Source organism: Cellulomonas persica, from assembly GCF_007989825.1.
In the GTDB taxonomy this organism is placed as follows: Bacteria; Actinomycetota; Actinomycetes; order Actinomycetales; family Cellulomonadaceae; genus Cellulomonas; species Cellulomonas persica.
Genome location: NZ_BJUA01000005.1, coordinates 24,955 through 48,180 on the forward strand (window position 1 = coordinate 24,955; position 23,226 = coordinate 48,180).

Here is a 23,226-nt window from a genome sequence, read left to right on the forward strand (position 1 = left end):
GGTCGCCGCTCGGCGCGCCACCCGCTCGGCCCAGCGGGTCGTCAGGACGTGATCGCCACGCCCAGCCAGGCGGCGGCGACGCTCGCGACGAGCATGCCGCCGGCATGCAGCACCGCGGCGCGGACCCTGCCCGCGCGCAGCAGCCGCGCACCCTCGACGCTCGCCGTGGAGAACGTCGAGTAGCCGCCGAGGAAGCCCACGCCGAGCACGTCCTTGAGGTCGCCGAGCCCCGGGTGACCGGCGACCCAGCCGGTGACCATCCCGAGCAGCACGCACGAGGTCACGTTGATGACGAGGGTCCCGGCGGGCATCGTCCAGCGGTTGTGCCGCGCGACGAGCGTGTCGACCTCGAACCGCGCGACGGCACCGAGCCCGCCCGCGAGCGCGACGAGCAGCGCGATCACGCGACGGTCCGCTCGTCGGCCGATCCGTTCGCCGTCGGGCGCGTCGTCGGGTCCGTCGTCGAGTCCGTCGTCGTGCTCGCCGGTGGCCCGGGACGGCGTCCCGCGAGCGCCATGCCTGCCACCGCGAGCGCGAGCCCCAGCACGACGCTGACCAGCGGGTACGCCACCGCGACGGCCGACTCACCGTCGGTCGCGAGCCGTTCGACCTCGAGCACGAACGTGCTGTAGGTCGTGAACCCACCCAGGATGCCCGTGCCGCAGCCGAGCCGCACCGCACGGCGCCGACCCTCGTCGGGACCTCCCCGCACGAGCCGTTCGAGCAGCAGTCCCAGCACGAACGACCCGACGAGGTTGATCCCGAACGTCGCCCACGGCCAGCCCGTGGGCGGCGCGAACGCGTTCTCGAGCCCCGCGCGCAGCGCCGTCCCGAGGGCCCCTCCGACGAACACCAGGCCGACGAGCCGCGCGTGCTCGCTCCGACTCACCACGGGGACCTCGTCGCGCTCCAGTCGACGACGTCGAGCGGCACGGTCAGCACCGGGCGGTGCTGGTGGTGCGCGAGGTGGACGGCCACCGAGCCCTCGACCAGCTCGCGGAGCTTCGCCCCGGTCCCGGGTGCACGCGTGCCGACGACGATCGCCGCCGCGTCGACCGCGCGCGCGAGGTGCGTCAGCGCCCGGTCGGGCCGTCCCGCCAGGTAGTGGCACGTCCACGGCACACGGTCCGGGGCCGAGGTCGCGCTCGCCGCGGCCGCGGGGATGGTCGACGAGGCCGCCGGGCCGAGCAGCCGCTCGGCCCACGCGCGCAGGTCCGCGTCGACCGAGCGCCACGCGTCGTCGGCACCGTCGGGGTCGACCGCGGCGTGCCGCACGCTCCCGTCCGGGTGCTCCTCGACGACGTAGCGGGCTGTGTCGACGTACGCGAGGTGCAGCGCGCCACCCACCGCGGCGGCCCAGCGGGCGGCGGTGCGCACGACGAGCTCGGGCTGCCCGGGCACCACGCCGACGACCAGCGCGTGCCCGGCGGGTTCGACGATGCGCGTGACGGCCGGCTGCGGTGCCGCTCTGGTCACGGGCCCCTCCTTCGTCGTCGGCAGCCACCTGCCCACGGTCGTCACGACCGGCCACGGGCTGGCCGCCACGCGCAAGGGCCGTCAGCCGCGCGCACGCATCACGGGCCCGGCGCATGCGGCCGGCGGCATCCGTCTGCTCGCCCAGCGTAGGACCACGCGACCGTCACGGCGGCGACCGCGGTCCCGCGCCGGGTGTGGTTCCGCACCGCGTGGTTTCGCACCGCGCGGTCTCGTACCGCCTGGTTTCGCACCGCGCGACGGCTCCGGCGTGCCGTCGGCCGCGCCAGGGCGCATGCTCGTCGAGGGGCCTGCTCGTCGGGGGCCTGCTCGACGAGGCGTCGGCTCGACCGGGAGCGGGCGACAGGCAGCAGGCGTCGACCGCCGTCGTGCGACCGCCGTCGTGCTGTCGGCTCCCCGGCGACCACCGGCGTGGGAGGCATCGACATGTGCACCAGCATCAGGTTCTCGGACGGCAGCCACCTCTACCTCGCTCGCAACCTGGACTGGACGAGCGGCTACGGAGAGCGGGTGGTGGTGACACCGACCGGCTACGCGACGAGGTCACCGTTCGGCGCCGTGCCCGGCATCCGGCACGCGGTGATCGGGATGGGCATCGTCGAGGACGACACACCGCTGTACTTCGACTGCGGGAACGACGCGGGCCTGGCCGTGGCCGGTCTCAACTTCCCGGGGTACGCGGTGTACGCGGACGGACCCGTGGACGGGGCGACCAACGTCGCGGCGTACGAGCTCCCGCTCTGGGTGGCCTCGCAGTTCACCTCGGTCGACGAGGTCGAGGCCGCGCTCGAGCACGTCGTCGTGGTCGACCGGCCGATCAACGAGAAGTACCCGAGCTCGCTGCTGCACTGGATCGTCGGCGACGCGACGCGCGCGATCGTCGTGGAGAGCACGCGCGAGGGCCTGCAGGTGTTCGACGACGACGTCGACGTCCTGGCGAACCAGCCGGGCTTCGCCTGGCACCACGAGAACCTGCGGAACTACCTCAACGCCTCCCCCGACTTCCCCGGGACGAGCGTCCTCGGCCGGGCGCACCTGAGCCCGTTCGGTTCCGGATCGCACATGCGCGGGATCCCCGGCGACTACTACTCGACGTCACGGTTCGTGCGCGCCGCGTACGTGAACGCGCACTACCCGGACAAGACGAGCGAGGAGGAGAACGTCAGCCGCGCCTTCCACACGTTGCAGCAGGTCGCGATGGTGGACGGCTGCGCGGCCATGGACTCGGGCGAGTTCGAGAAGACGATCTACACCGGGCTGTTCTCGTCCAGGACGACGACCTACTACTGGAACACCTACGACGACCCGGCGGTCCGCAGCGTCGCGATGGCCGACCACCGGCCCGACGGGACGGACCTCGTCGTCGTCTAGCTGATCGGGTCCTGCGGCGCGGCGCGCCGCCAGGGGTTGGCCGGGTCGGTCGCGGTCGGCGCCGCGACGACGCGGACCGCGTACGTCGGCACCCCGGTCCCGGCGACCGTGCCCAGGTACTCGTGCCCGGTCATGCGGCACCAGACGGGCAGGTCGATCGGGGCGATCGGGTCGCTCGTGGACAGGTGCACGACCGTCCCCTCGTCGAGCTCGGCGACCCGCGCGCGCAGCAGCACGAGCAGCCGCGCGCACCCGAGGTCGCCCCCCTCGATCAGCACCGGCTCCGCCACCCGCCGATCGTGCCACGCACCCGAGCGCCCGCTCACCACCCGCTCGCCCGCTCGCCCGTCGCCCCCCTCACCCCTCACCCCTCACCAGCAGCAAGGTCGCCCGCGGAGAGCCGTGTCGCGAGCTCGCCGGAATCCGCCCAGACCGGGGCGTCGCACGGGCATGCTGAGCAGATGACCCTCGAGCCTGCTCCCACGTCGCGCGGACCCCGCACCCAGCTGCTCGCGGCCGGTGTCGGTCTCGCGCTCCTCACGCTCGGTGCGTCCCTGCTCGTCGCGCAGTGGCCCGTGGGCATGACGTACCCGGACGAGTGGGTCGACTACGGGTCGGACGCCGTGGTGGGCCTGCGCGTCGAGGGCCCCTCGGTGGGCTTCGTGCTGGGCATCGCGCTGGTCGCGCTGGGCGCCGGGGTGCTGGGCATGGTCCTCGGCTGGGGGATGACCGGGCGCGGCGGTGGCGGTCAGGTGCTGGTGAGGCTCTGGCGCACGCATCGCGCGCTCGTCGTCGTCGCCGTCGGCGGGGCGCTGCTGGTCGCACTGGGTGCTCTGCTGCTCGCGAACGCCACCGGCACCTCCGACGACGAGGCGTGGCCGGTCGTCGTCGCCCGTCCGGATCTCGCTCCGGAACGCTGGACGGACGTGGCGGACATGGCGGACGGCTCCTCGGATGCCCTGGAGCTGTCCGACGGGACCGTCGTGAGCGAGGTCCCCGCCGCACGGTTCACGTCCGTCCAGCTCGAGACGACGCCCGAGCGGGCCGGGACGTCCGACGAGCGGGTTGTGGGGTTGCTGCTCGGCGGGCTCGGGCTCGTGCTGCTCGGTGGTGTCGGCGGCTGGCTGCTCGCGCCGACGCGCGAACGGTGACCAGCGCGAACGGTGACCAGCGCGAACGGTGACGAACCCGAACGGTGACCAGCGCACCCGGAGACGAGCCGCGCACGGTGGCAGGCCGCGCCTGGAGGGTGAACCCCGCCGCGGGGACGGGCAGACTGGCCGCATGACCACGCCTGCTGTCGGGGTGCTGCTGCCCCGCGACCTGCCCGCCGAGCAGATCCTGCCGTTCGCCCGCCGCGCCGACGACCTCGGGTTCGACGAGCTGTGGGTGGTCGAGGACCTGGGGTTCCGCGGCGGTGTGGCGCAGGCGGCGGCGGTGCTCGCGGCGACGAGCCGGGTGCACGTGGGCATCGGCATCCTCCCGGCCGCGGTGCGCAGCGTGGCGTTCACGGCGATGGAGGCGGCGACGCTCGCCCAGCTCTTCCCGGGCCGCGTGACGATCGGGATCGGGCACGGCATGCCGGGCTGGATGCGCTCGGTGGGCGTGTGGCCGGACCGCCCGCTCACCTACCTCGGGGCGTACACGCGCGCGCTGCGCACGCTCCTGCGCGGCGGCACGGTGCACGACGACGTCCTCGGGGTGCACGACGTCGCGCTCGAGAAGTCGTCGCTCCCTGACGCCGTGCCGGACGTGGTGCTGGGCGTGCGGGGGCCGCGGTCGCTCGCGGTGTCGGGTCAGGTCGCGGACGGCACGATCCTCGCGGAGCCGACGACGCCGCAGTACGTCAGCGGTGCGCTCGCGCAGATCGCGGCACCCGGCCCGCACCGCGTGGTCGCGTACGGCGTGGCCGCGGTGGACGACGACGAGGCGACGGCCCTGGCCGCGGTGCGCGCGGGCCTGGCGTGGATCGGCGAGCCCGACTGGGCGCCGCACCTCGTCGGCCTGCCGTTCGCCGACGACCTGGCCCACCTGCGCGCACGCAGCTCGAGCCGCGAGGCGTTCGCGGCGGCACTGCCGGACGCGTGGGTGCGGGAGCTCGCGCTCGTCGGCACCCCGGCGCAGGTCGGCGCGCGCATCGCGGCCCTGGGCGCGGCGGGTGCCTCGTCGGTCGGTCTGACGCCGGTCGGGCCGGATCCGCTCTCGGCGGTGGAGCAGCTCGCGCGCGTCGTCGGGCGGGTCTGAGGGCGCATGGGCCACGACCACCACCACGGTCCGGACGACGCGAACCGCACCCGGCTCGCCGTCGCGTTCGGGATCACCGCCACGATCCTGGTCGCGCAGGCGGTCGGTGCGCTCCTGACGGGGTCGCTCGCGCTGCTCGTCGACACCGCGCACATGCTCACGGACGCGGCCGGGCTGGCGATCGCGCTCGTCGCCGCGACGCTCGCGAGCCGCCCCCCGACGGCCCGCCGCACGTGGGGCTTCCGCCGCGCGGAGGTGCTCGCCGCACTCGCGCAGTCGGCCGTGCTGCTGGCTGTGGGCGTGTACGTGCTGGTCGAGGGTGTGCAGCGGCTGTTCGAGCCGCCTGAGGTCCCCGCGCGCGAGCTCGTGGTCTTCGGCGTGATCGGTCTCGTCGGGAACGTCGTGGCGCTCGCGGTGCTGGCGGGCGGACGCTCGGCGAGCATGAACCTGCGCGCGGCGTTCCTGGAGGTCGTCAACGACGCGCTGGGCTCGGTCGGCGTGATCGTCGCGGCGGTCGTCATCGCGACGACGGGCTGGCAGCAGGCGGACGCGGTCGCGGGTCTGCTGATCGGCGCGCTGATCCTGCCGCGCGCGCTGAAGATCCTGCGCGAGGCGACCTCGGTGCTCCTCGAGACCACGCCCGCGGGGCTGGACCTCGACGACGTGCGCGAGCATCTGCTCGGCGTGGACCACGTGGTCGACGTGCACGACCTGCACGCGTCCCTGATCGCGACCGGGCTGCCGGTGCTGTCCGCGCACGTCGTCGTCGACCAGCGCTGCTTCTCGACCGGGCACGTGCCGCACATCCTCGACACGCTGCAGGAGTGCGTGGCGCACCACTTCGACGTCTCGGTCGAGCACTCGACGTTCCAGATCGAGCCGGCCGCCCACGCGACCCACGAGTCCCCGACCCACCCCTGAGCGCGGCACACCCCACCACCCGCCGCGAGCTCGTCAGGCACAGGGCAGGTCGTCAGTTCTCGCTGACGACTCGCCGTGTTCCTGACGACCCGGCCGGTGATGGCGCCGGGCCGGGCGGGCGGGGGCCGGCGTGCGGGAGGGTCAGGGGGTGCGGGACTCGCGGGGGAGCCGCCAGAGCGTGTAGGCGAACGCCAGGGCCGCCGTGACCACCAGCAGCACGAGGCCGATCGTGTACGAGTGCGCGACCTCGTCGTACGTCGCCCCCAGGACGAGCGGCGGGAAGTAGCCGCCCAGCCCGCCGGCGGCACCGACGACGCCCGTCACGGCGCCCACGCGGTCGGCCGGCGCGCGCCGCGCCACCCACGCGAACACCCCGCCCGCGCCGAGGCCCAGGAAGAACGCCATCGCGACGAACACGACACCCGCGGGGATCTCGGGCTGCGGCTTGAGCGCCATGAGCACCGCGGAGACCGCAGCACCCGCGAGCGAGACCAGCACGACGACCTTGGGGTGCGTGCGGTCGGACAGCACCCCGCCGATGGGCCGCGCGATCACGGCCGCGATCGCGAAGCCCGCGGTGCGCGTGCCGGCACCGGCGAGGTCGAACTCGTACACGTCCTTGAGGTAGGTGGGCAGGTAGGTCGAGAAGGCGACGAAGCCGCCGAACGTGACGGCGTACAGGAACGACATCTGCCACGTGACCCCGAGCTTCGAGGCGGCGACGAGCTTGGGCATGACCGCCTGCGAGCTGGGCTTCCAGGCCGGGGCGTCCCGCGCGAACAGCCAGACGACGACGCCCGTGACCGCGAGCGCCACGGCGATGATCACGTGCGCGGGGACGTACCCGAACCACGAGACGAACCGCGGCGTGAAGAACGACGACAGCGCGGTGCCACCCATGCCCGCGCCGAACAGCCCGGTGGCGAACCCTCGTCGGGCCGGCTCGTACCAGGCGTTGACGAACGGGATGCCCGCGGCGAACGACGTCCCCGCGATGCCGAGGAAGAACCCGAACACGAGCAGGAGCGTGTACGACTCCAGGACCCCGGCCCACGCGACGAGCAGCACCGGCACGACCGAGATGACGCTCAGCACCGAGAGCATCACGCGACCGCCGTACCGGTCGGTCAGCGCGCCCACGGGGATCCGGCCGACGGCCCCGACCAGCACGGGCGTCGCGATCAGCAGCGACTTCTGGCTGGCCGACAGCGACAGGTCCTCGGCGTACCGCACGGCCAGCGGGCCGATGATGTTCCAGGCCCAGAACGTGATGGCGAACGTCCACGTGGCCAGGCCCAGGTTGAGGGCGCGCCCGGTCGTGGTCGGTGCGCTCGTCGTCGATGCGCTCATGTGCTCCCCTGCAGGGACGAGTAGTGTCAGCGGTCCCGGTCGCGGGTGCCGACGGGGTCCCAGCCGCGCCGCGGTGCGGACGCTCCAGGGGTCGGTCGGCGGTCGCGCGAGCGGTAGACGATGTACGGGCGGAACAGGTAGTGCATGGGCGCGGTGAACGCGTGCACGAGCCGGCTGAACGGGAACAGCGCGATGAGACCGAGCCCGAGCAGCACGTGCAGGTGGAACTGCAGCGGCGCGGAGGCCATGGCGTCCACATCCGGCCGCAGCGTGAACAGCGAGCGGAACCAGGGCGAGACCGACTCGCGGTAGTTGTGCGCGTCGTGGCCCGCGGTGAAGGCGATGGTCGTGACGACGAGCCCGGTGACGATCGCGGTGGTCAGCACCGCGTACATGAGCTTGTCGTTGCGCGTCGTCGCCATGAACACCGGTCCGGTGCGACGCCGCCGCACGATGAGGATCACGATCCCGACGAGCGTGCCGATGCCGGCCAGCGTGCCGATGCCGAGCGCACCCGCGTGGTACATGTCCTCGGTCACGCCGATCGCGTCCGTCCAGGACTCGGGGATCAGCAGCCCGACGACGTGCCCGATGATCACGAACAGCAGCCCGAAGTGGAACAGCGGCGACCCGATCCGCAGCAGCCTCGACTCGTAGAGCTGCGACGAGCGCGTGGTCCAGCCGAACTGGTCGTACCGGTAGCGCCAGATCAGCCCGCCGACGAACGTCACGACGACGAGGTACGGCAGCACCCCCCAGAGCACGACGTCCATCAGCCCCTCCCGTCCGACGTCCCGTAGCCCGCGAGCGGCAGCAGCCGCGGGTCTGCCGCGTCCAGCCCCACCGTCTCGGTCGGCGGGCCGGCGGCGGCCATCGCGTGCACCGCGGCCCGGTCCCGGGGCGACTCGCCCGGGAGGGTCGCGCACACGGCCTCGAGCACGCCCGCGTACGGCGGGGACGCGTCGATCAGCGCGAAGCGCGTGAGCTCGAGGCTCGCGCGGTACTCCTGCAGCAGCGCGGCACCGTCGTCGGGGTCCGCGAGCGCGGCGTACTCGAGCACGAGCGGCAGGTGGTCCGGCAGCTCGCCGTGGGTGTCCACGAGGAACCCGCTCGCGCGGTAGCGCTCCTTGAACCGGGCGAGCACCTCGCCGCGCCGCCGCGTGTCGCCGTCGGTCCAGTACGACAGGTACAGCGCCTGCTTGCGCGACAGGTCGAACAGGTGCACGTAGTCGGTCTGCAGCTGCTCGAGCGGCGTCGCGGCGGCGTGGTCGAGGAACGCGCGCAGGCCGTCGCGCGCGCGGCCAGCGGGCAGCTCGTCGACCGCGGCGGCCAGGAGCGGGAGCCGTTCGACGAGCGTCTCGTCGGGGTAGCCCAGGCACCAGGACGCCGCCTGGTGCACGACGCGCGTCGGCGCGGTTGCCGGCGCACCGTCCGCACCGTCCGCGTCGGGACGTGCCGACGACGAGGCCGCGTCGCTCGTCGTGCCCCGGACGCGACCCGACGGGCGCAGCCTCATCGGACCACCCCTTCGTCGTCCCGGCCGTGCTCGGCCCGCGCCGGCGCACCGTCCGGGTGCGCGACGTCCTTGTGCGGGAACAGACCCGGCGGCGTGCCGACGCCGTCCCAGTTCAGGAGGTTCACCCGGCCACGCATCTCGTCGGGCGGGGCGATGTCCTCCGACGTCTGCCGCTGCCGCAGCGCGTGGAACGTCTCGACCGCGACCGGCACGGGCCGGCCCGACGCCTCGCCGAACGCCGCGGACTCGTACATGCCCGGGCCCTCGTCGTAGTCGAGCGAGCAGCCCAGCTCCTCGAGCTCGTGCCCGCGCTCCTCGTGCGCCTTCGGGATGACGTAGCGCTCGTCGTACTTCGCGATCGCGAGCAGCCGGTACATCGCGTACATCGCCTGCCCGGTCATCCCCACCGACCGCGCGACGGACTCGTCGGCGCCCGTGCCCATCGTGATCCCGCGCAGGTACGTGCGCATGGCCGCCAGCCTCTTGAGCACGCCGGTGACGACCTCGGTGTCGCCCGCGCTGAACAGCTCCGCGAGGTACTCCACCGGGATGCGCAGCGCGTCGATCGCGCCGAACAGGTTGCCGTGGTCCTCGGCGTCGTGCCCCTGCTCGCGCAGCAGGTCGACCACCGGCGACAGCGGCGGGACGTACCAGACCATCGGCATCGTGCGGTACTCGGGGTGCAGCGGCAGGGCCACGCGGTACGTCTTGGCCAGCGCGTAGACCGGGCTGCGCCGGGCCGCGTCGACCCAGTCCGCCGGGATGCCCTGCTCACGCGCCGCGGCGACGACCGCCGGGTCCTGCGGGTCGAGCATGAGGTCGAGCTGTGCCTCGTACAGGTCCTTCTCGTCGGGCACGGACGCAGCCTCGGTGACGCGGTCCGCGTCGTACAGGAACACCCCGATGTACCGCAGCCGGCCCACGCACGTCTCCGCGCACACCGTCGGCAGCCCCACCTCGAGGCGCGGGTAGCAGAACGTGCACTTCTCGGCCTTGCCGGTCTTGTGGTTGAAGTAGACCTTCTTGTACGGGCAGCCCGTGATGCACTGCCGCCAGCCGCGGCACCGGTCCTGGTCCACCAGGACGATCCCGTCCTCCGCGCGCTTGTAGATCGCGCCCGACGGGCACGACGCCATGCAGGACGGGTTCAGGCAGTGCTCGCAGATCCGCGGCAGGTAGAACATGAACGTCTTCTCGAGCTCGAAGCGGATCTTGTCCTCGGACTCGCGACGGACCTTCTCCACGACCGGGTCGAGGTGGCCCAGCTCGGACGTGCCGCCCAGGTTGTCGTCCCAGTTGGCCGACCAGGTGACCTTCGTGTCCTCACCCGTGATCAGCGACTTCGGCCGCGCCACCGGGAAGTCGTCACCCAGGGGCGCCTCGACGAGACGCTCGTAGTCGTACGTCCACGGCTCGTAGTAGTCGTTCAGCTCGGGCTGGACCGGGCTCGCGAAGATCGACAGCAGCCGCTTCGCGCGCCCACCCGTGCGCAGCGTCAGGCGGCCCCGGCGGTTCAGCGTCCAGCCGCCGTGCCACTGCTCCTGATCCTCGTAGCGCCGTGGGTACCCCTGCCCGGGGCGCGTCTCGACGTTGTTGAACCACACGTACTCGACGCCCGCACGGTTCGTCCACGCCTGCTTGCACGTCACCGAGCAGGTGTGGCACCCGATGCACTTGTCGAGGTTCATCACCATGGCGACCTGGGCCATCACACGCATGTCGTCGTCCCCCCGGCCTAGTACTCGACGTCCTGCGACCGACGACGGATCGTCGCGACGATGTCGCGCTGGTTGCCCGTCGGGCCCAGGTAGTTGAACGCGTACGACAGCTGCGCGTACCCGCCGATCAGGTGCGTCGGCTTGACCAGCAGACGCGTCACGGAGTTGTGGATGCCGCCCCGTCGGCGGGTCTTCTCGGTCTTCGGGACGTCGATCGTGCGCTCCTGCGCGTGGTGCACGAACACCACACCCTCGGGCATGCGGTGCGACACGATCGCCCTCGCCACGAAGATGCCGTTGGCGTTCGAGCACTCGATCCACTCGTTGTCCTTCGCGCCGATCGCGTCGGCGTCCGCGGGCGACATCCAGCACGTCGGGCCGCCGCGGGACAGCGAGAGCATCAGGAGGTTGTCCTGGTACTCCGAGTGGATCGACCACTTGTTGTGCGGGGTCAGGTAGCGCACCGTGACCTGCTTGGCGCCGTCCGGGCCGAGCTCGGGCTCGCCCAGCAGGCGGTGCAGGTCCAGCGGCGGGCGGTAGATCGGCAGCGCCTCGCCGAGGTCCTTCATCCAGCCGTGGTCGAGGAACAGGTGCATGCGACCGGTCAGCGTGTGCCACGGCTTGAGCCGCTCGACGTTGACCGTGAACGGCGCGTACCGCCGCCCGCCCGTCTCCGAGCCGGACCACTCCGGGGACGTGATCACCGGGACCGGACGCGCCTGCGTGTCCGGGAACGTGATCCGCTTCTCCTCCGAGCCCTCCGCGAGGTCGTGCAGCTCCTTGCCGACGCGCCGCTCGAGCGTGCGGAACCCCTGCGTCGCGAGCTCGCCGTTCGTCGTGCCGGACAGCGCGAGGATCGCCTCGGCCATCTTCACGTCGGTGTCCAGCGCGGGCCGGCCGTCACCCGCGCCACCGAGCATCACGCCGTTCAACCGGCCCAGCCGCTCCACCTCGTGCTCGAGGCGGTACGTCACGTTCTTCACCGTGAAGCCCTGCGTGGAGGCGAGCGGCCCCAGCGAGCCGAGCTTGTCGGCGATCGCCGTGTAGTCCCGCTCGACGACCTGCAGCAGCGGCATCGTCACGCCCGGCACCGCAGGCGCGTCCCCGTGCCGCCAGTCGCCGCCCGCACCGCCGTCGCGCGGCATCTCGCCGGGGGTGTCGTGCTGCATCGGCACGCTCACCAGGTCCTTGCGGACGCCCAGGTGCGTCGCCGCGAGCTCGGAGAACCGGCGCGCCACCAGGTGGAACGCGTCGAAGTCGCTGCGTGCCTCCCACGGCGGGTCGATCGCCGGGGAGAACGCGTGCACGAACGGGTGCATGTCCGTCGAGGACAGGTCGTGCTTCTCGTACCAGGTCGCCGCGGGCAGCACGACGTCCGAGAGCATGGTCGTCGACGTCATCCGGAAGTCCGCGCTGACCAGCAGGTCGAGCTTCCCCTCCGGGATGTCGTCCCGCCACGTCACGTCGCTCGGCCGCGCCGTCGGCTCGGGCGCCTGCACGTTCGAGTGCGTGCCGAGCAGGTACTTCAGGAAGTACTCGTCGCCCTTCGCGCTCGACCCCAGCAGGTTCGAGCGCCACAGCACGAGCGTGCGCGGCCAGTTCTCCGGCGCGTCCACGTCCTCGACCGCGAACCGCAGGCTGCCGTCCTTGAGCCGGCCCGCGACGTGCGAGGCCGCATCCGGTGCCGAGCCGTCCTGCGTCGCGGCCGTCGCCTCGTCGGCCAGGTCCAGCGGGTTCGCGTCGAACTGCGGGTAGAACGGCATCCAGCCGCGCCGCGCGGAGGCCGCGATCGTGTCCGCCGTGTGCATCTTCGCCAGGTGGCCGTCGGCCAGCGGCCACGCGAGCTCGTCGGCCGAGTAGCCGTCGAACCGCCACTGGTCGGTGTGCATGTACCAGTACGACGTGCCCGTCATCGTGCGCGGCGGACGCGACCAGTCCAGCGCGTTCGCCAGCGAGATCCACCCCGTCAGCGGACGGCACTTCTCCTGCCCGACGTAGTGCGCCCAGCCGCCGCCGTTGCGTCCGAAGCACCCCGTGAACGCCAGCAGCGCGAGGATCGCGCGGTACGTCGCGTCACCGTGGAACCACTGGCAGATGCCCGCGCCCATGATGATCATCGAGCGGCCCTGCGACTTCTCCGCGTTCGTCGCGAACTCCCGCGCGATGCGCGTGCACGCCTCGGCCGGGACCGACGTGTGCGCCTCCTGCCACGCGGGCGTGCAGCCCTGCGTCGCGTCGTCGTAGCCCGTGGGCCACTGCCCGGGCAGACCGTCGCGGCCCACGCCGTAGTGCGCGAGCGTCAGGTCGAACACCGTCGTGACCAGGTGGCCGTTGACGCGGCGCACCGGCACGCCGCGGCGCTGCACCGCGCCGGTACCGCCGGGGTCGTCGAACCGGGGCAGCAGCACCTCGACGGCCTCGTCGGTCGTTCCCGACGAACCTGCGTCCGACGAGCGCGCGTCGCGGATGCTCAGCGCCGGGACGACGCCCTCGAGGTCGAGGTTCCACCGGCCCTCGCCGGAGTCGGTGTAGCGGAAGCCCAGCGAGCCGTTCGGCACGACGGGCCGGCCGGTCGCCTGGTCGAGCAGCACGGTCTTCCACGCGGCGCCCTCGCCGTCGGGCGCGGTCACCGGGTCGGCCCCGGCGCTGTCGGGCGACCCCTGCTCGTCGGACAGGTCCTCGGCACGCAGGAACCGGCCGGGCACGTACGCGCCGTCACGCTCCTCGAGCGTCACCAGGAACGGAAGGTCGGTGTACCGGCGGACGTAGTCGCGGAAGAACGGGACCTCGCGCTCGACCAGGTACTCCTTGAGCACCACGTGCCCCATGCCCATCGCGAGCGCGCCGTCGGTGCCGGCGGCCGCGGGCAGCCACTCGTCGGCGAACTTGGTGTTGTCCGCGTAGTCCGGCGACACCGTGACGACCTTGGTGCCGCGGTAGCGGACCTCCGCCATCCAGTGCGCGTCGGGCGTGCGGGTCACGGGGACGTTCGACCCCCACATCATCAGGTAGGTCGCGTCCCACCAGTCGCCCGACTCGGGGACGTCCGTCTGGTCGCCGAACATCTGCGGGGACGCGACCGGAAGGTCGGCGTACCAGTCGTAGAAGCTCGTCATGACGCCGCCGATGAGCTGGATGAACCGCGTGCCCACCGCGTGCGACACCATCGACATCGCCGGGATCGGCGAGAAGCCCGCGCAGCGGTCCGGGCCGTACGCCTTGATGGTGTGCACGTGCGCCGCGGCGACCATCTCCACGGCCTCGTCCCACGTCACGCGCACCAGGCCGCCCTTGCCGCGTGCCTGCTGGTAGCGGCGCCGCTTGACCGGGTCACCGGTGATCTCGGCCCAGGCGGCGACCGGGTCGCCCAGGCGCGCCTTCGCCTCGCGGTACATCTCGACGAGCACGCCGCGCGCGTAGGGGTAGCGGACCCTCGTCGGCGAGTACGTGTACCAGGAGAACGCGGCGCCACGCGGACAGCCCCGCGGCTCGTAGTCGGGGCGGTCGGGGCCCGGCGACGGGTAGTCCGTCTGCTGCGCCTCCCACGTGATGATCCCGTCCTTGACGTAGACCTTCCACGAGCACGAGCCCGTGCAGTTCACGCCGTGCGTGGATCTGACGACCTTGTCGTGCCGCCAGCGGTCTCGGTAGAACACGTCGCCTCGTCGTCCGCCCTCGCGGAAGACGGCACGACCGTCGTCGGTCTCGTCCCAGCGTGTGAAGAACCTGCCGGCGCGAAGGAGCACGTCAGACGCAGGACCGTCGAGGCCGGGCAGCTGCGGGTCCGCCATGGGTCCGACCCTAGCGACGGGTGTGACCCGCGCCACCCGGAACCGGCCGTGGAAAATCGCGGGCACCGCCGCGCCCCACAATCCACGGGCTCCGCGAGGGTCCGCGCGGGTAGGTTCGGCGCATGACGCTCGAGCCCCTCACGCTTCCCGCCGACGACGCCGGGTGGTCGGACTTCCTGACCACGACGATCGACGCCGCGCTCGACGAGGCGCGCACGCACCTCGCGACGCTCAAGGACGGCGCGTCGCGCACCGCCGCCGAGGTCCTCGAGCTGTGGAACGCGTCCGACGTCGCGCTCGGCCAGGCGTCCGCCGCGGCGCACCTGCTCGCCGAGGTGCACCCGTCGGCCGAGCTGCGCGAGGGCGCCGAGCAGCGCGCGCAGGCCGCCGAGGACCTCGCCACGGAGCGCGGCCTCGACCGCGAGCTGTGGGAGGCGTTCAGCGCGACCGACCCCGCGGGTCTCGACGCCGACGCGCAGCGCCTGCACGCCCACGTGCTGCGCGACTTCCGCCGCGCGGGCGTCGACCGCAGCGCCGCCGAGCGCGACCGGCTGCGCGCCCTCGCGCAGCGGTGCACCGAGCTCGGGCTCGAGTTCGCGCGCAACATCCGCGAGGGCGCGCGCTCGATCCGCGTCCGGCCCGAGCAGCTCGACGGCCTCCCCGAGGACTTCGTCGCGTCGCACACCCCGGACGACGAGGGCCTCGTCACCCTCACGACCGAGTACCCCGACCTCATCCCGGTGCGCACCTACGCGCACGACGCGTCCGTGCGCCGCGCGCTGACCACCGAGTACCTGCGCATCGCGCACCCGGAGAACGGCCCGGTCCTGGCCGAGCTGCTCGCGCTGCGCGCCGAGCGGGCGCAGCTGCTCGGCTACCCGGACTGGCCGTCGTACGACGCCGAGGTCAAGATGATCGGCACCGGCACGGCGATCGGCGAGCTCATCGAGCGGCTCGACGCGCTCACCGCCGAGCCCGCCGCGCGCGACGTCGCCGTGCTCCTCGAGCGCTTCCGCCGCGACGACCCGACCGCCACCGCGATCACGCCCGCCGACAGCCTGTACTACGACCAGGTCGTGCGCCGCGAGCAGTACGACGTCGACGCGCAGGAGGTCCGCCGCTACTTCCGCTACGACAAGGTCCGCGACGGCGTCATGTCGACCATCGGCCGCCTGCTCGGCCTGACGTTCACGGCCGTCGACGTGCCCGTGTGGGACTCGTCGGTCGAGGTGTACGACGTCGCGTCCGACGGTGAGCGGATCGGCCGGTTCTACCTCGACATGCACCCGCGCGCGGGCAAGTTCAACCACGCCGCGCAGTTCTCGCTCGTGCCCGGCATCGCCGGTGTGCGGCTGCCCGAGGGCGTGCTCGTGTGCAACTTCCCCACGGGGAGCATGGAGCACGACGACGTGTGCACCTTCTTCCACGAGTTCGGCCACCTGGTGCACGAGATCGTCGGCGGGCACCAGCGCTACGCCGAGTTCTCCGGCGTCGCGACCGAGTGGGACTTCGTCGAGGCGCCGTCGCAGCTCCTCGAGGAGTGGGCGTGGGACGCGGGCGTGCTGCAGTCGTTCGCGACCGACGACGCCGGCGAGCCGATCCCCGCGTCGCTCGTGGCGAAGATGCGGCGGGCCGACGAGTTCGGCCGCGGCTCGTGGACGCGCCGCCAGCTCAACTTCACCGCGCTGTCCTACGGCCTGCACGCCGACCCGCCCGCGGACCTCGACGCGTTCACCGCGCAGGTCGACGCGCGTTTCGGCCCGTTCGCGCCGCTGCCCGACACCCACCAGGTCACCGGCTTCGGCCACCTCGAGGGCTACGGCCCCGCGTACTACACGTACCTCTGGAGCCTGGTCATCGCGAAGGACCTCCTGACCGCCTTCGACGGCGACCTGATGAACGCCGACGTCGGCCGTCGCTACCGCGACCAGATCCTGGCCCCCGGCGGCAGCCGCGACGCCGCCGACCTGGTCGAGTCCTTCCTGGGCCGACCCCGCACCTACGAAGCCTTCGACACCTGGCTCACCACCACCCCCACCCCCGCCTGACCCCCGGCGAGCCCTCGTCAGCCCCCGCGAAGTCGTCAGCTTCGCGACAAGTCGTCAGCGGCGTCTGACGAGCTCGCGCGGTTCTGACGAGATCACCGGTCGCTGGCCACCCGACCCCAGCACTGGGTGTCGCACGCGCGGTCCACAGGGAGCGGGGGCCGGGGCCAGCACCGGACCTGGGGCGGCGAGGGTGGGGGTATGCCGCGTCGTCCGGGGTCCGTCTCCACGCTCGCACCCGTCCCCGCGCCGAGCGTGGTGCTTGCGCGCGAGGTCCCTCAGGACGTCATCGTGAGCCGGGTGCGGGCGGGTGCGTGGGTCAAGGTCGGGCACGGGGCGTACGTCGCCGCGGGAACATCTCCGCTCGACGCGGCGATCGCCCGGGCTGCCGGTCTGCACGCGCGGCTGACCGCGCCGCACGCCTTCAGCCACGAGACCGCTGCGCTGCTGCACGGCCTGCGGGTCTGGTCCGTCCCCGAGAGGACGCACGTGCGCCAGCAGCATCGCGCCGGCGGCTTGAGCGACCGACGGGTGGCGCGGCACTGCCCGCTGCCCGACGCGTCGCGCATCGTCGTGCGGGCGGGTCTGCCGGTGACCGACCTCGAGACCACCACCTGGGACTGCCTGACGTCGCTGCCACCGTTGCCCGCCCTCGTCGTCGCCGACGCGGCCCTGCGGGCGGGCGCCGACCGAGAGCTGCTCGCCGCGCGAGCGCACGGGCTGCGGGGGCGGGGAACCGCTCGAGGGCGCTTCCTCCTCGGGCTCGCCGACGACGGCGCCGAGTCGCCGCGCGAGACCATGGCACGGTTCGCGCTCCTGCGCGCGGGGTTGCCCGCACCCGAGACGCAGGTGCGCGTCGAGACGCCGCGCGGGACGTACTGGGCGGACCTGGGCTGGCCGCGGTGGCGGCTGCTGGTCGAGTACGACGGCCTCGAGAAGTACGAGGGCCGCGAGCGCGAGCACCTCCTCGACGAGAAGATCCGACGCGATGCGATCGCCGAGGCGGGTTGGCGCACGGTCCACCTCACGAAGCGCGACACCCTGGACGCAGTCGCCGCCCGGGTCCGCCCGTACCTGCCCGACCGGGTCCTGGCTGCATCGACTCCGCCCCGCTTCCTCCACCCCCTCGTCCTGCGCTGAGGTCGTCAGATCGAGGGTGGGTCGTCATCGACCACTGACGACTCACCGCGGATCTGACGACTCGCGCGGCAGGTGCGCGACCCGTCCGCCACCGACCAAAGGCCCCTCCGGGTGGCCGTAGCGTCGTCGGCATGGGACGTGAAGATGTGCTGGCTGACGTGGTGCAGGTGGTCAAGGACGCCGGGCCGGGCGTGCTCGTCGGCGTGGACGGCGTCGACGGAGCCGGGAAGACGGTCTTCGCCGACGCGCTCGGGGATGCGTTGCGCGGTGCGGGGCTGCCCGTGGTGCGGGTGTCCGTGGACGGGTTCCACCGGCCGCGCGTGGAGCGGTACCGGCGCGGGGCTCGCTCGCCCGAGGGGTTCTTCCTCGACTCCTACGACTACGACGCGCTGCGGCGGGAGGTCCTCGACCCGTTCGCGCCGGGCGGCGACCGGCGGTACCGCGGGGCGATCCGGGACGTGGCCTCCGACGAGGCCGTCGAGGAGCCGCAGCGCACCGCGCCTGCCGACGCCGTGCTCGTCGTCGACGGGATCTTCCTGCACCGCGACGAGCTGGCCGGCGTCTGGGACGTCTCGCTGTTCCTCGACGTGCCGTTCGGCGAGACGTTCGCGCGCATGGCGCGGCGCGACGGCTGCCCGGCCGACCCTGCCGACGAGCGCAACCGGCGCTACGTCGAGGGCCAGCGCCTCTACCTGGCGGCGTGCGACCCGGCGGCCCGCGCGACGCTGGTCATCGACAACACCGACCCGGCACACCCGCGAGTGACCAGAACACGACCTCGTCAGGAGCACGCGAGGTCGTCAGATGCCGCTGACGATCTCACCGCGTTCTGACGACCTCGGCACGATCTGACGAACCACCGCACGCGCGGGGGCCGGCGGCGAGGCGGGGGTCAGGCGACGAGGGCGCCCAGGAGCGCGGAGACGCCGATGCCGATCAGGGCCCAGGCCACCATGCTGCCGACGAGGTAGCCGACGAACGCGAGACGACGGCCGACCGAGCCCTCGAAGCGCGGGGCCGGGGCCCAGCGGACGGTCTCGACGAACCGACGCAGGCGCATGCCGAGAGCGGGAGTGGTGGGGCGGGCGGGGGACAGGGTGACGGCGGACACGACGTGCTCCTCGTGGGATCCAGCTGGAGTGGGCGCCGGGGTCGCCGGCCCCCTGATCGTCTCACGGACTGGACAGGCGACCAGGGCCCAGGGTCCCGCGTGTGGGTATCGTCACCCGGTGCTTCACCCGATCGAGCTGCTCGCGCCACGCCGGCTCGGCACCGGGTTCCGCTGGGTCATGGCGTCGTCCTGGACGACGAACCTCGCCGACGGATTGGTGCTCGCGGCCGGACCCCTGCTCGTGGCGTCCCGCACCGAGGACGCGTTCCTCGTCGCGCTCGCCGCGACGGTGCAGTGGCTGCCGCCGCTCGTGTTCGGGCTGTGGGCCGGTGCGCTGACGGACCGGCTCGACCGGCGTCGGCTCGTCATCACGGTCGACGTGGTCCGCGCGCTCGTCGTCGGCCTGCTCGCGACGGCCGTGGTGCTCGACGCCGCACCGATCGCCCTGGTGCTCGTCGCGCTGTTCCTGCTCGGGACCGCGGAGACGTTCGCGGACAACGCGTCCCAGACGCTCGTGCCGATGCTCGTCGAGCGCGACGACCTCGCCGCCGCGAACCAGCGCATCCAGGCGGGGTTCCTCACCATCAACCAGATGGCGGCGCCGCCGATCGGCGCCGCGATGTTCGCGGCCGCGCAGGCGACCCCGTTCGCGACGTACGGCGTGCTCGTCCTCGCCGGCGCCGTGCTCGTCTCACGCCTGCAGCTGCCCCCGCACGGCCGGGCGAAGCACGAGCGCACCCACATCCGCGCGGACATCGCCGAGGGGGTGCGCTGGGCGTGGCGGCACCCGGCGGTCCGCACGCTCGTCCTGACGATCTTCATCTTCAACGTGACGTTCGGCGCCGCGTGGTCGGTGCTGGTGCTGTACGCGCAGCAGCGGCTCGGGCTCGGCGACGTCGGGTTCGGCGTGATCACGACCGTGCAGGCCGTCGGCGGGCTCCTCGGCACCGCGATGTACGGGTGGCTCACGCGGCGGGTCTCGCTCGCGAACCTCATGCGGATCGGCCTGATCATCGAGACGCTCACGCACCTGGCGCTCGCCCTCACGACGACCGCCTGGGTCGCGCTCGTGGTGTTCTTCGTCTTCGGCGCGCATGCGTTCGTGTGGGGCACGACGAGCGTGACGGTGCGTCAGCGCGCGGTGCCGACCGCGCTGCAGGGCCGGGTCGGGTCCGTGAACCTGGTCGGGGTGTTCGGCGGCCTCGTGATCGGGTCCGGGGTCGGGGGCGTGCTCGCGCAGCACTACGGCGTGACCGCGCCGTTCTGGTTCGCGTTCGCGGGCTCGGCGGTGTTCGTCGTCGCGATCTGGGGGCAGCTGCGCCACGTCGCCCACAGCGACGAGCAGGCCCACCCGCTCGACGACGACACCGGCACGGCCGCCCCGCACGAGACCACCCTCACCGCCCCGCACCACGACGTCGACGAGCCCTGACGTAACCCCGGACCCGCCCAGGACACTTCAGGGTGTGAGCACAGACCAGCCGAGCGACGCGCAGCGGTTCTCCGACCTCTGGGACCGGTACGCGCCGCGGATCCAGGCCTACGCGATGCGTCACGTCGACCGCGACGAGGCGCCTGAGATCGTCGCCGAGACGTTCCTCGTCGCGTGGCGCAGGCTGGTCGACGTCCCCGGCGAACCGTTGCCGTGGCTGCTCGTCGTCGCCCGCAACACCGTCGCGTCCCACCGCCGTTCGCGCCACCGCGCTCGCGTGCTGTCAGACGAGCTCGCTCGCCTGCACGCCGTCGTGGCCCCCGACTCGTCCTCACCGGACGAGCTCGTCCTCGAACGCGACGCGTTGCTGCGGTCCCTGGCGGCCCTGACCCCGATCGAGCGGGAGGCCCTCCTGCTCGTCGCGTGGGACGGGCTGCTCCCCGCGCAGGCGGCCGAGGTGGCCGGCTGCTCCGTCACCGCGTTCAAGGTGCGGCTGCACCGTGCGCGTCGTCGGCTCGAGGCGGCGGTCGCCGCGACCGGGCCCGACGAGCACGCCGCCCGTGCCGCCCTGTCCCTCGTCTCCCAGGAAGGCTGACCGATGGCCCCGCTGAACCTGACCGACCTGCGGCCCGACCGCACGATCGACCCCGCCGGTCTCGACGCCGCACGCGACCTGCTGCACGCCCGCATCGAGGCCGACGCGACCCCGACGACCGTCGTCCACCTCACGTCACGCCGCCGCAGGGGGGCGGTGCGGCTCGGGCTCGTCGGTGCCGCCGCGGCGGCCGCCGCGGTGGTCACCCTCGTGCTGCCGAACCCCACCGACGCGGCGGCGTTCGCCGGCTGGACCGCCGTGCCCGCCCAGCTCGACGCGGCCGACACCGCGGCAGCGGGCGAGCAGTGCCTCGCGCTGCGCACGGACCTCGCCGGGGACGCACCGCAGGGCGACCCCCCGGTGAACCTCGCCGGGGCTCGCACGGTCCTGGCCGACCGCCGCGGCGAGACGACGTTCACGGTCCTCGCGTCCGATGCGGGACTGCAGTCGTGCCTCATCGGGCCGGCCGTGGCGACGTCGCTGGTGCTGTCCGGGTCCGGTGACGTCGTGCTCGGATCGGGCTCCGGCGACGCCTCGGACGCGCCCCGGGAGCAGCTGAGCGTGGGCGTCGTGGGGGACGACGAGACGCCGGCCGCCGACGGCGCGACGTACGCCGCGGGCGGGATCGACGGCGTCGGCTCCGACGAGCCGTGGGGGTTCGCCGTCGGGCGCGTCGGGGCGGACGTGACGTCCGTCGAGGTGCGCCTGGCCGACGGCAGCACCGTGCAGGCGAGCGTCGCCGAGGGTGTGTGGGCCGCGTGGTGGCCGACGCAGCAGCTCGCGGCCGGCGTCGTGCCGACGCTCGCCGACGGCACCGTCGGGCAGTCCCCCGCGATCGACCGCAGCACGCTCGAGGTGACCTCGGTGGACGGGACCGAGGACGCCGACGCGTCGACCGGTAGCGGGACGGGCGGCGGAGCCACGGTCGACGACGAGTCGGTCGTCGACGAGTCCGTGGTCGAGTCCACGCCCGAGTCGGGCGACTGAGCGGCCCGAAGGGCGCGACCAGACCGCAGCGCGGCGTCCCGCGGGGGGCGCCGCGCTGCGCTGCGTCGGGGTGCCAGCCGGACACCGGCGGGTCGGGTTGTCGAGTCGCGTCGTCGTGGCGCGTCATCCGCTCGACGGCCGCCGCGGAGGCGGGCACAGTGAGGCCGACGGCGAAAGGACGTGGGATGAGCAGCCCGACGACGAGCGAGGCATGACCGCGGAGCGCACCGCCGACCCGGCGCGGGCGGCGCTCGACGAGGCGTGGCGGTCGAGCTGGTCGCGCGTCGTCGCGCTGCTCGTCGCGCAGTACCGCCGCCCGGACCTCGCGGAGGACGCCGCCGCGGACGCGTTCGAGGCCGCGGCCCGCACGTGGCGCTCGTCGGGCGTGCCTGCCAACCCGGGCGCGTGGCTGCTGACCGCCGCGCGCCGACGCGTGCTCGACCGCCTGCGCAGCGAGGCGGTGCACCGACGCAAGGAGCCGCTCATGGCCGTCGACGACGAGATGCGGGCGCTGGCCGCCGCGGTCGTCGACCCGGGCGCGCACGTCGCCGACGAGCAGCTGCGGCTCGTGTTCGCGTGCTGCCACCCGGCGATCGCGGCCGACGACCGGGTCGCCCTGACGCTGCGGTTCGTGGTGGGCCTGCCGACGAGCGAGATCGCGCGGCTGCAGCTCGTGCAGGAGATGACGATGGCCGCGCGGATCACGCGCGCGAAGAAGCGGCTCGCGTCCTCCGACATCCCGTTCGAGACGCCGGGTCCGGACGCGCTCGCGGACCGGCTCGACGTGGTCGCCACGGTCGTGTACCTGGCGTTCACGTCCGCGTACCAGCCGGGTGCGGACGGGCTCCGGGTGGACCTGGGCGACGAGGCGATCCGCCTGGCGCGCCTCCTCGACGAGCTGCTGCCGGGCCGGGACGTGGTCCGCGCGCTGCTCGCGCTCATGCTCCTGCAGCACTCGCGTCGCGACGCGCGTCTGGACGCGGCGGGCGACCTGGTCCTGCTGCCGGACCAGGACCGCACGCTGTGGCATCACGACGAGATCGCGCAGGGACTCGCGCTGCTCGCGGACCTGCCGCCGGTCGCGGGCTCGCGGCTCGCGGCGGAGTACCGGTTGCAGGCGAGCATCGCCGCCGAGCACGCGACGGCGGCGACCGCGCAGGCCACGCGTTGGCCGGTGATCGCGGACCTCTACGCGCGGCTCGAGACGCTCACGGGGTCGCCGGTCGTCCGCCTGGCGCGCGCGGTCGCGGTGGCGGAGGCCGACGGCCCGGACGCGGGGCTCGAGGTGCTCGACGGCATCGAGGTCGCGCTGCCGCACCACCACCGCGTGCCGGCGGTGCGGGCTGAGCTCCTGACCCGAGCGGGCCGGGCCGGCGACGCGGTGGACGCGTACGACCGGGCGATCACGATGGCCGTGAGCCCGGCCGAGGTGAGGTACCTGCAGGCACGACGCGCGGCGCTCGTCGGCGGACCCGACCCGCAGAGCCGGACCCCGGAGCAGCGGTCCTGAC

Annotated in this window: 21 protein-coding genes; 11 read left to right on the top strand and 10 right to left on the bottom strand. The window is 73.5% G+C overall.

Annotation, left to right across the window (positions count from 1 at the left end; all coding sequences use genetic code 11):
- Positions 1-41 precede the first annotated feature (41 nt).
- From CPE01_RS06115 to CPE01_RS16715, 3 genes are read right to left on the bottom strand one after another with little or no spacing between them, the layout of a single operon-like run.
- Positions 42-404, bottom strand: a complete 363-nt coding sequence (locus CPE01_RS06115; RefSeq protein WP_146805770.1) for a fluoride efflux transporter FluC — start codon at positions 402-404, stop codon at positions 42-44.
- Positions 401-889 (bottom strand): fluoride efflux transporter FluC, encoded by a 489-nt coding sequence (locus tag CPE01_RS16710; protein WP_246783773.1) that lies wholly within the window; start codon positions 887-889, stop codon positions 401-403. Before CPE01_RS16710 ends, CPE01_RS06115 begins: the two co-directional genes overlap by 4 nt.
- A complete protein-coding gene (locus tag CPE01_RS16715) occupies positions 886-1,476 on the bottom strand; it encodes a universal stress protein (RefSeq protein WP_146805771.1) in 591 nt (196 codons plus the stop codon). Before CPE01_RS16715 ends, CPE01_RS16710 begins: the two co-directional genes overlap by 4 nt.
- A gap of 444 nt (positions 1,477-1,920) precedes the next feature.
- Between CPE01_RS16715 and bsh the strand changes: the two genes are divergently transcribed.
- On the top strand, positions 1,921-2,865 hold the full coding sequence (gene bsh, locus CPE01_RS06130; RefSeq protein ID WP_146805772.1) for a choloylglycine hydrolase: 945 nt from the start codon (positions 1,921-1,923) through the stop codon (positions 2,863-2,865).
- Here the strand turns inward: bsh and CPE01_RS06135 are convergent.
- Positions 2,862-3,155: a sulfurtransferase TusA family protein gene (locus CPE01_RS06135; RefSeq protein ID WP_146805773.1), complete on the bottom strand. Its 294-nt coding sequence runs from the start codon at positions 3,153-3,155 to the stop codon at positions 2,862-2,864. The two genes, bsh and CPE01_RS06135, sit on opposite strands and share 4 nt — an antisense overlap.
- A gap of 171 nt (positions 3,156-3,326) precedes the next feature.
- Between CPE01_RS06135 and CPE01_RS06140 the strand changes: the two genes are divergently transcribed.
- From CPE01_RS06140 to CPE01_RS06150, 3 genes are all read left to right on the top strand, one after another.
- Positions 3,327-4,016, top strand: a complete 690-nt coding sequence (locus CPE01_RS06140; RefSeq protein ID WP_146805774.1) for a hypothetical protein — start codon at positions 3,327-3,329, stop codon at positions 4,014-4,016.
- 133 nt (positions 4,017-4,149) lie between these two features.
- Positions 4,150-5,109 carry an LLM class flavin-dependent oxidoreductase gene (locus tag CPE01_RS06145; RefSeq protein WP_146805775.1) on the top strand — a complete coding sequence of 320 codons (960 nt, stop codon included), beginning with the start codon at positions 4,150-4,152 and terminating at the stop codon, positions 5,107-5,109.
- Positions 5,110-5,115: 6 nt separating this feature from the next.
- Positions 5,116-6,030, top strand: coding sequence for a cation diffusion facilitator family transporter (locus tag CPE01_RS06150; protein ID WP_146805776.1), 915 nt, complete (start codon positions 5,116-5,118; stop codon positions 6,028-6,030).
- A gap of 141 nt (positions 6,031-6,171) precedes the next feature.
- Here CPE01_RS06150 and CPE01_RS06155 read toward each other — a convergent pair whose 3' ends face one another.
- Genes CPE01_RS06155 through CPE01_RS06175 form a run of 5 tightly spaced genes read right to left on the bottom strand, consistent with a single transcriptional unit; the run spans position 6,172 to position 14,405 of the window.
- Positions 6,172-7,380, bottom strand: coding sequence for a nitrate/nitrite transporter (locus tag CPE01_RS06155; protein WP_146805777.1), 1,209 nt, complete (start codon positions 7,378-7,380; stop codon positions 6,172-6,174).
- A 26-nt stretch (positions 7,381-7,406) separates the two neighbouring features.
- The gene (gene narI / locus CPE01_RS06160; protein WP_146805778.1) at positions 7,407-8,153 is read right to left on the bottom strand and encodes a respiratory nitrate reductase subunit gamma; all 747 of its coding nucleotides are present in this window, start codon (positions 8,151-8,153) and stop codon (positions 7,407-7,409) included.
- On the bottom strand, positions 8,153-8,896 hold the full coding sequence (gene narJ / locus CPE01_RS06165) for a nitrate reductase molybdenum cofactor assembly chaperone (RefSeq protein ID WP_146805779.1): 744 nt from the start codon (positions 8,894-8,896) through the stop codon (positions 8,153-8,155). Before narJ ends, narI begins: the two co-directional genes overlap by 1 nt.
- A complete protein-coding gene (gene narH / locus CPE01_RS06170) occupies positions 8,893-10,614 on the bottom strand; it encodes a nitrate reductase subunit beta (RefSeq protein ID WP_146805780.1) in 1,722 nt (573 codons plus the stop codon). The genes narJ and narH overlap by 4 nt, the downstream gene beginning before the upstream one ends.
- Before the next feature lie 17 nt (positions 10,615-10,631).
- The gene (locus tag CPE01_RS06175) at positions 10,632-14,405 is read right to left on the bottom strand and encodes a nitrate reductase subunit alpha (RefSeq protein WP_146805781.1); all 3,774 of its coding nucleotides are present in this window, start codon (positions 14,403-14,405) and stop codon (positions 10,632-10,634) included.
- A gap of 122 nt (positions 14,406-14,527) precedes the next feature.
- On the opposite strand from CPE01_RS06175, the gene CPE01_RS06180 reads away from it, so the two are divergent.
- From CPE01_RS06180 to CPE01_RS06190, 3 genes are all read left to right on the top strand, one after another.
- Positions 14,528-16,453 carry a M3 family metallopeptidase gene (locus CPE01_RS06180; RefSeq protein ID WP_146805782.1) on the top strand — a complete coding sequence of 642 codons (1,926 nt, stop codon included), beginning with the start codon at positions 14,528-14,530 and terminating at the stop codon, positions 16,451-16,453.
- A 198-nt stretch (positions 16,454-16,651) separates the two neighbouring features.
- Positions 16,652-17,590, top strand: coding sequence for a hypothetical protein (locus tag CPE01_RS06185; protein WP_146805783.1), 939 nt, complete (start codon positions 16,652-16,654; stop codon positions 17,588-17,590).
- Positions 17,591-17,721: 131 nt separating this feature from the next.
- Positions 17,722-18,423, top strand: coding sequence for a nucleoside/nucleotide kinase family protein (locus CPE01_RS06190; RefSeq protein WP_186811433.1), 702 nt, complete (start codon positions 17,722-17,724; stop codon positions 18,421-18,423).
- 59 nt (positions 18,424-18,482) lie between these two features.
- Here CPE01_RS06190 and CPE01_RS06195 read toward each other — a convergent pair whose 3' ends face one another.
- On the bottom strand, positions 18,483-18,701 hold the full coding sequence (locus CPE01_RS06195) for a chemotaxis protein CheW (protein ID WP_146805784.1): 219 nt from the start codon (positions 18,699-18,701) through the stop codon (positions 18,483-18,485).
- A 118-nt stretch (positions 18,702-18,819) separates the two neighbouring features.
- On the opposite strand from CPE01_RS06195, the gene CPE01_RS06200 reads away from it, so the two are divergent.
- From CPE01_RS06200 to CPE01_RS06215, 4 genes are all read left to right on the top strand, one after another.
- A complete protein-coding gene (locus CPE01_RS06200) occupies positions 18,820-20,133 on the top strand; it encodes an MFS transporter (protein WP_246783774.1) in 1,314 nt (437 codons plus the stop codon).
- 34 nt (positions 20,134-20,167) lie between these two features.
- Positions 20,168-20,728 (top strand): RNA polymerase sigma factor, encoded by a 561-nt coding sequence (locus CPE01_RS06205; protein ID WP_146805785.1) that lies wholly within the window; start codon positions 20,168-20,170, stop codon positions 20,726-20,728.
- A gap of 3 nt (positions 20,729-20,731) precedes the next feature.
- Positions 20,732-21,715: a hypothetical protein gene (locus tag CPE01_RS06210; protein ID WP_146805786.1), complete on the top strand. Its 984-nt coding sequence runs from the start codon at positions 20,732-20,734 to the stop codon at positions 21,713-21,715.
- Positions 21,716-21,926: 211 nt separating this feature from the next.
- Positions 21,927-23,225, top strand: a complete 1,299-nt coding sequence (locus CPE01_RS06215; RefSeq protein WP_146805787.1) for an RNA polymerase sigma factor — start codon at positions 21,927-21,929, stop codon at positions 23,223-23,225.
- The last annotated feature ends 1 nt before the right edge of the window (position 23,226 follow it).

Excerpts from the sequence above, each read along its gene's own strand:
- CPE01_RS06150 (WP_146805776.1), top strand. The coding sequence starts at position 5,116 with ATGGGCCACGACCACCACCACGGTCCGGACGACGCGAACCGCACCCGG.
- CPE01_RS06180 (WP_146805782.1), top strand. The coding sequence starts at position 14,528 with ATGACGCTCGAGCCCCTCACGCTTCCCGCCGACGACGCCGGGTGGTCG.
- CPE01_RS06140 (WP_146805774.1), top strand. The coding sequence starts at position 3,327 with ATGACCCTCGAGCCTGCTCCCACGTCGCGCGGACCCCGCACCCAGCTG.
- CPE01_RS06145 (WP_146805775.1), top strand. The coding sequence starts at position 4,150 with ATGACCACGCCTGCTGTCGGGGTGCTGCTGCCCCGCGACCTGCCCGCC.
- narJ (WP_146805779.1), bottom strand. The coding sequence starts at position 8,896 with ATGAGGCTGCGCCCGTCGGGTCGCGTCCGGGGCACGACGAGCGACGCG.
- CPE01_RS06185 (WP_146805783.1), top strand. The coding sequence starts at position 16,652 with ATGCCGCGTCGTCCGGGGTCCGTCTCCACGCTCGCACCCGTCCCCGCG.
- narI (WP_146805778.1), bottom strand. The coding sequence starts at position 8,153 with ATGGACGTCGTGCTCTGGGGGGTGCTGCCGTACCTCGTCGTCGTGACG.
- bsh (WP_146805772.1), top strand. The coding sequence starts at position 1,921 with ATGTGCACCAGCATCAGGTTCTCGGACGGCAGCCACCTCTACCTCGCT.
- CPE01_RS06210 (WP_146805786.1), top strand. The coding sequence starts at position 20,732 with ATGGCCCCGCTGAACCTGACCGACCTGCGGCCCGACCGCACGATCGAC.
- CPE01_RS06215 (WP_146805787.1), top strand. The coding sequence starts at position 21,927 with ATGACCGCGGAGCGCACCGCCGACCCGGCGCGGGCGGCGCTCGACGAG.
- narH (WP_146805780.1), bottom strand. The coding sequence starts at position 10,614 with ATGCGTGTGATGGCCCAGGTCGCCATGGTGATGAACCTCGACAAGTGC.
- CPE01_RS06155 (WP_146805777.1), bottom strand. The coding sequence starts at position 7,380 with ATGAGCGCATCGACGACGAGCGCACCGACCACGACCGGGCGCGCCCTC.
- CPE01_RS06190 (WP_186811433.1), top strand. The coding sequence starts at position 17,722 with ATGGGACGTGAAGATGTGCTGGCTGACGTGGTGCAGGTGGTCAAGGAC.
- CPE01_RS06175 (WP_146805781.1), bottom strand. The coding sequence starts at position 14,405 with ATGGCGGACCCGCAGCTGCCCGGCCTCGACGGTCCTGCGTCTGACGTG.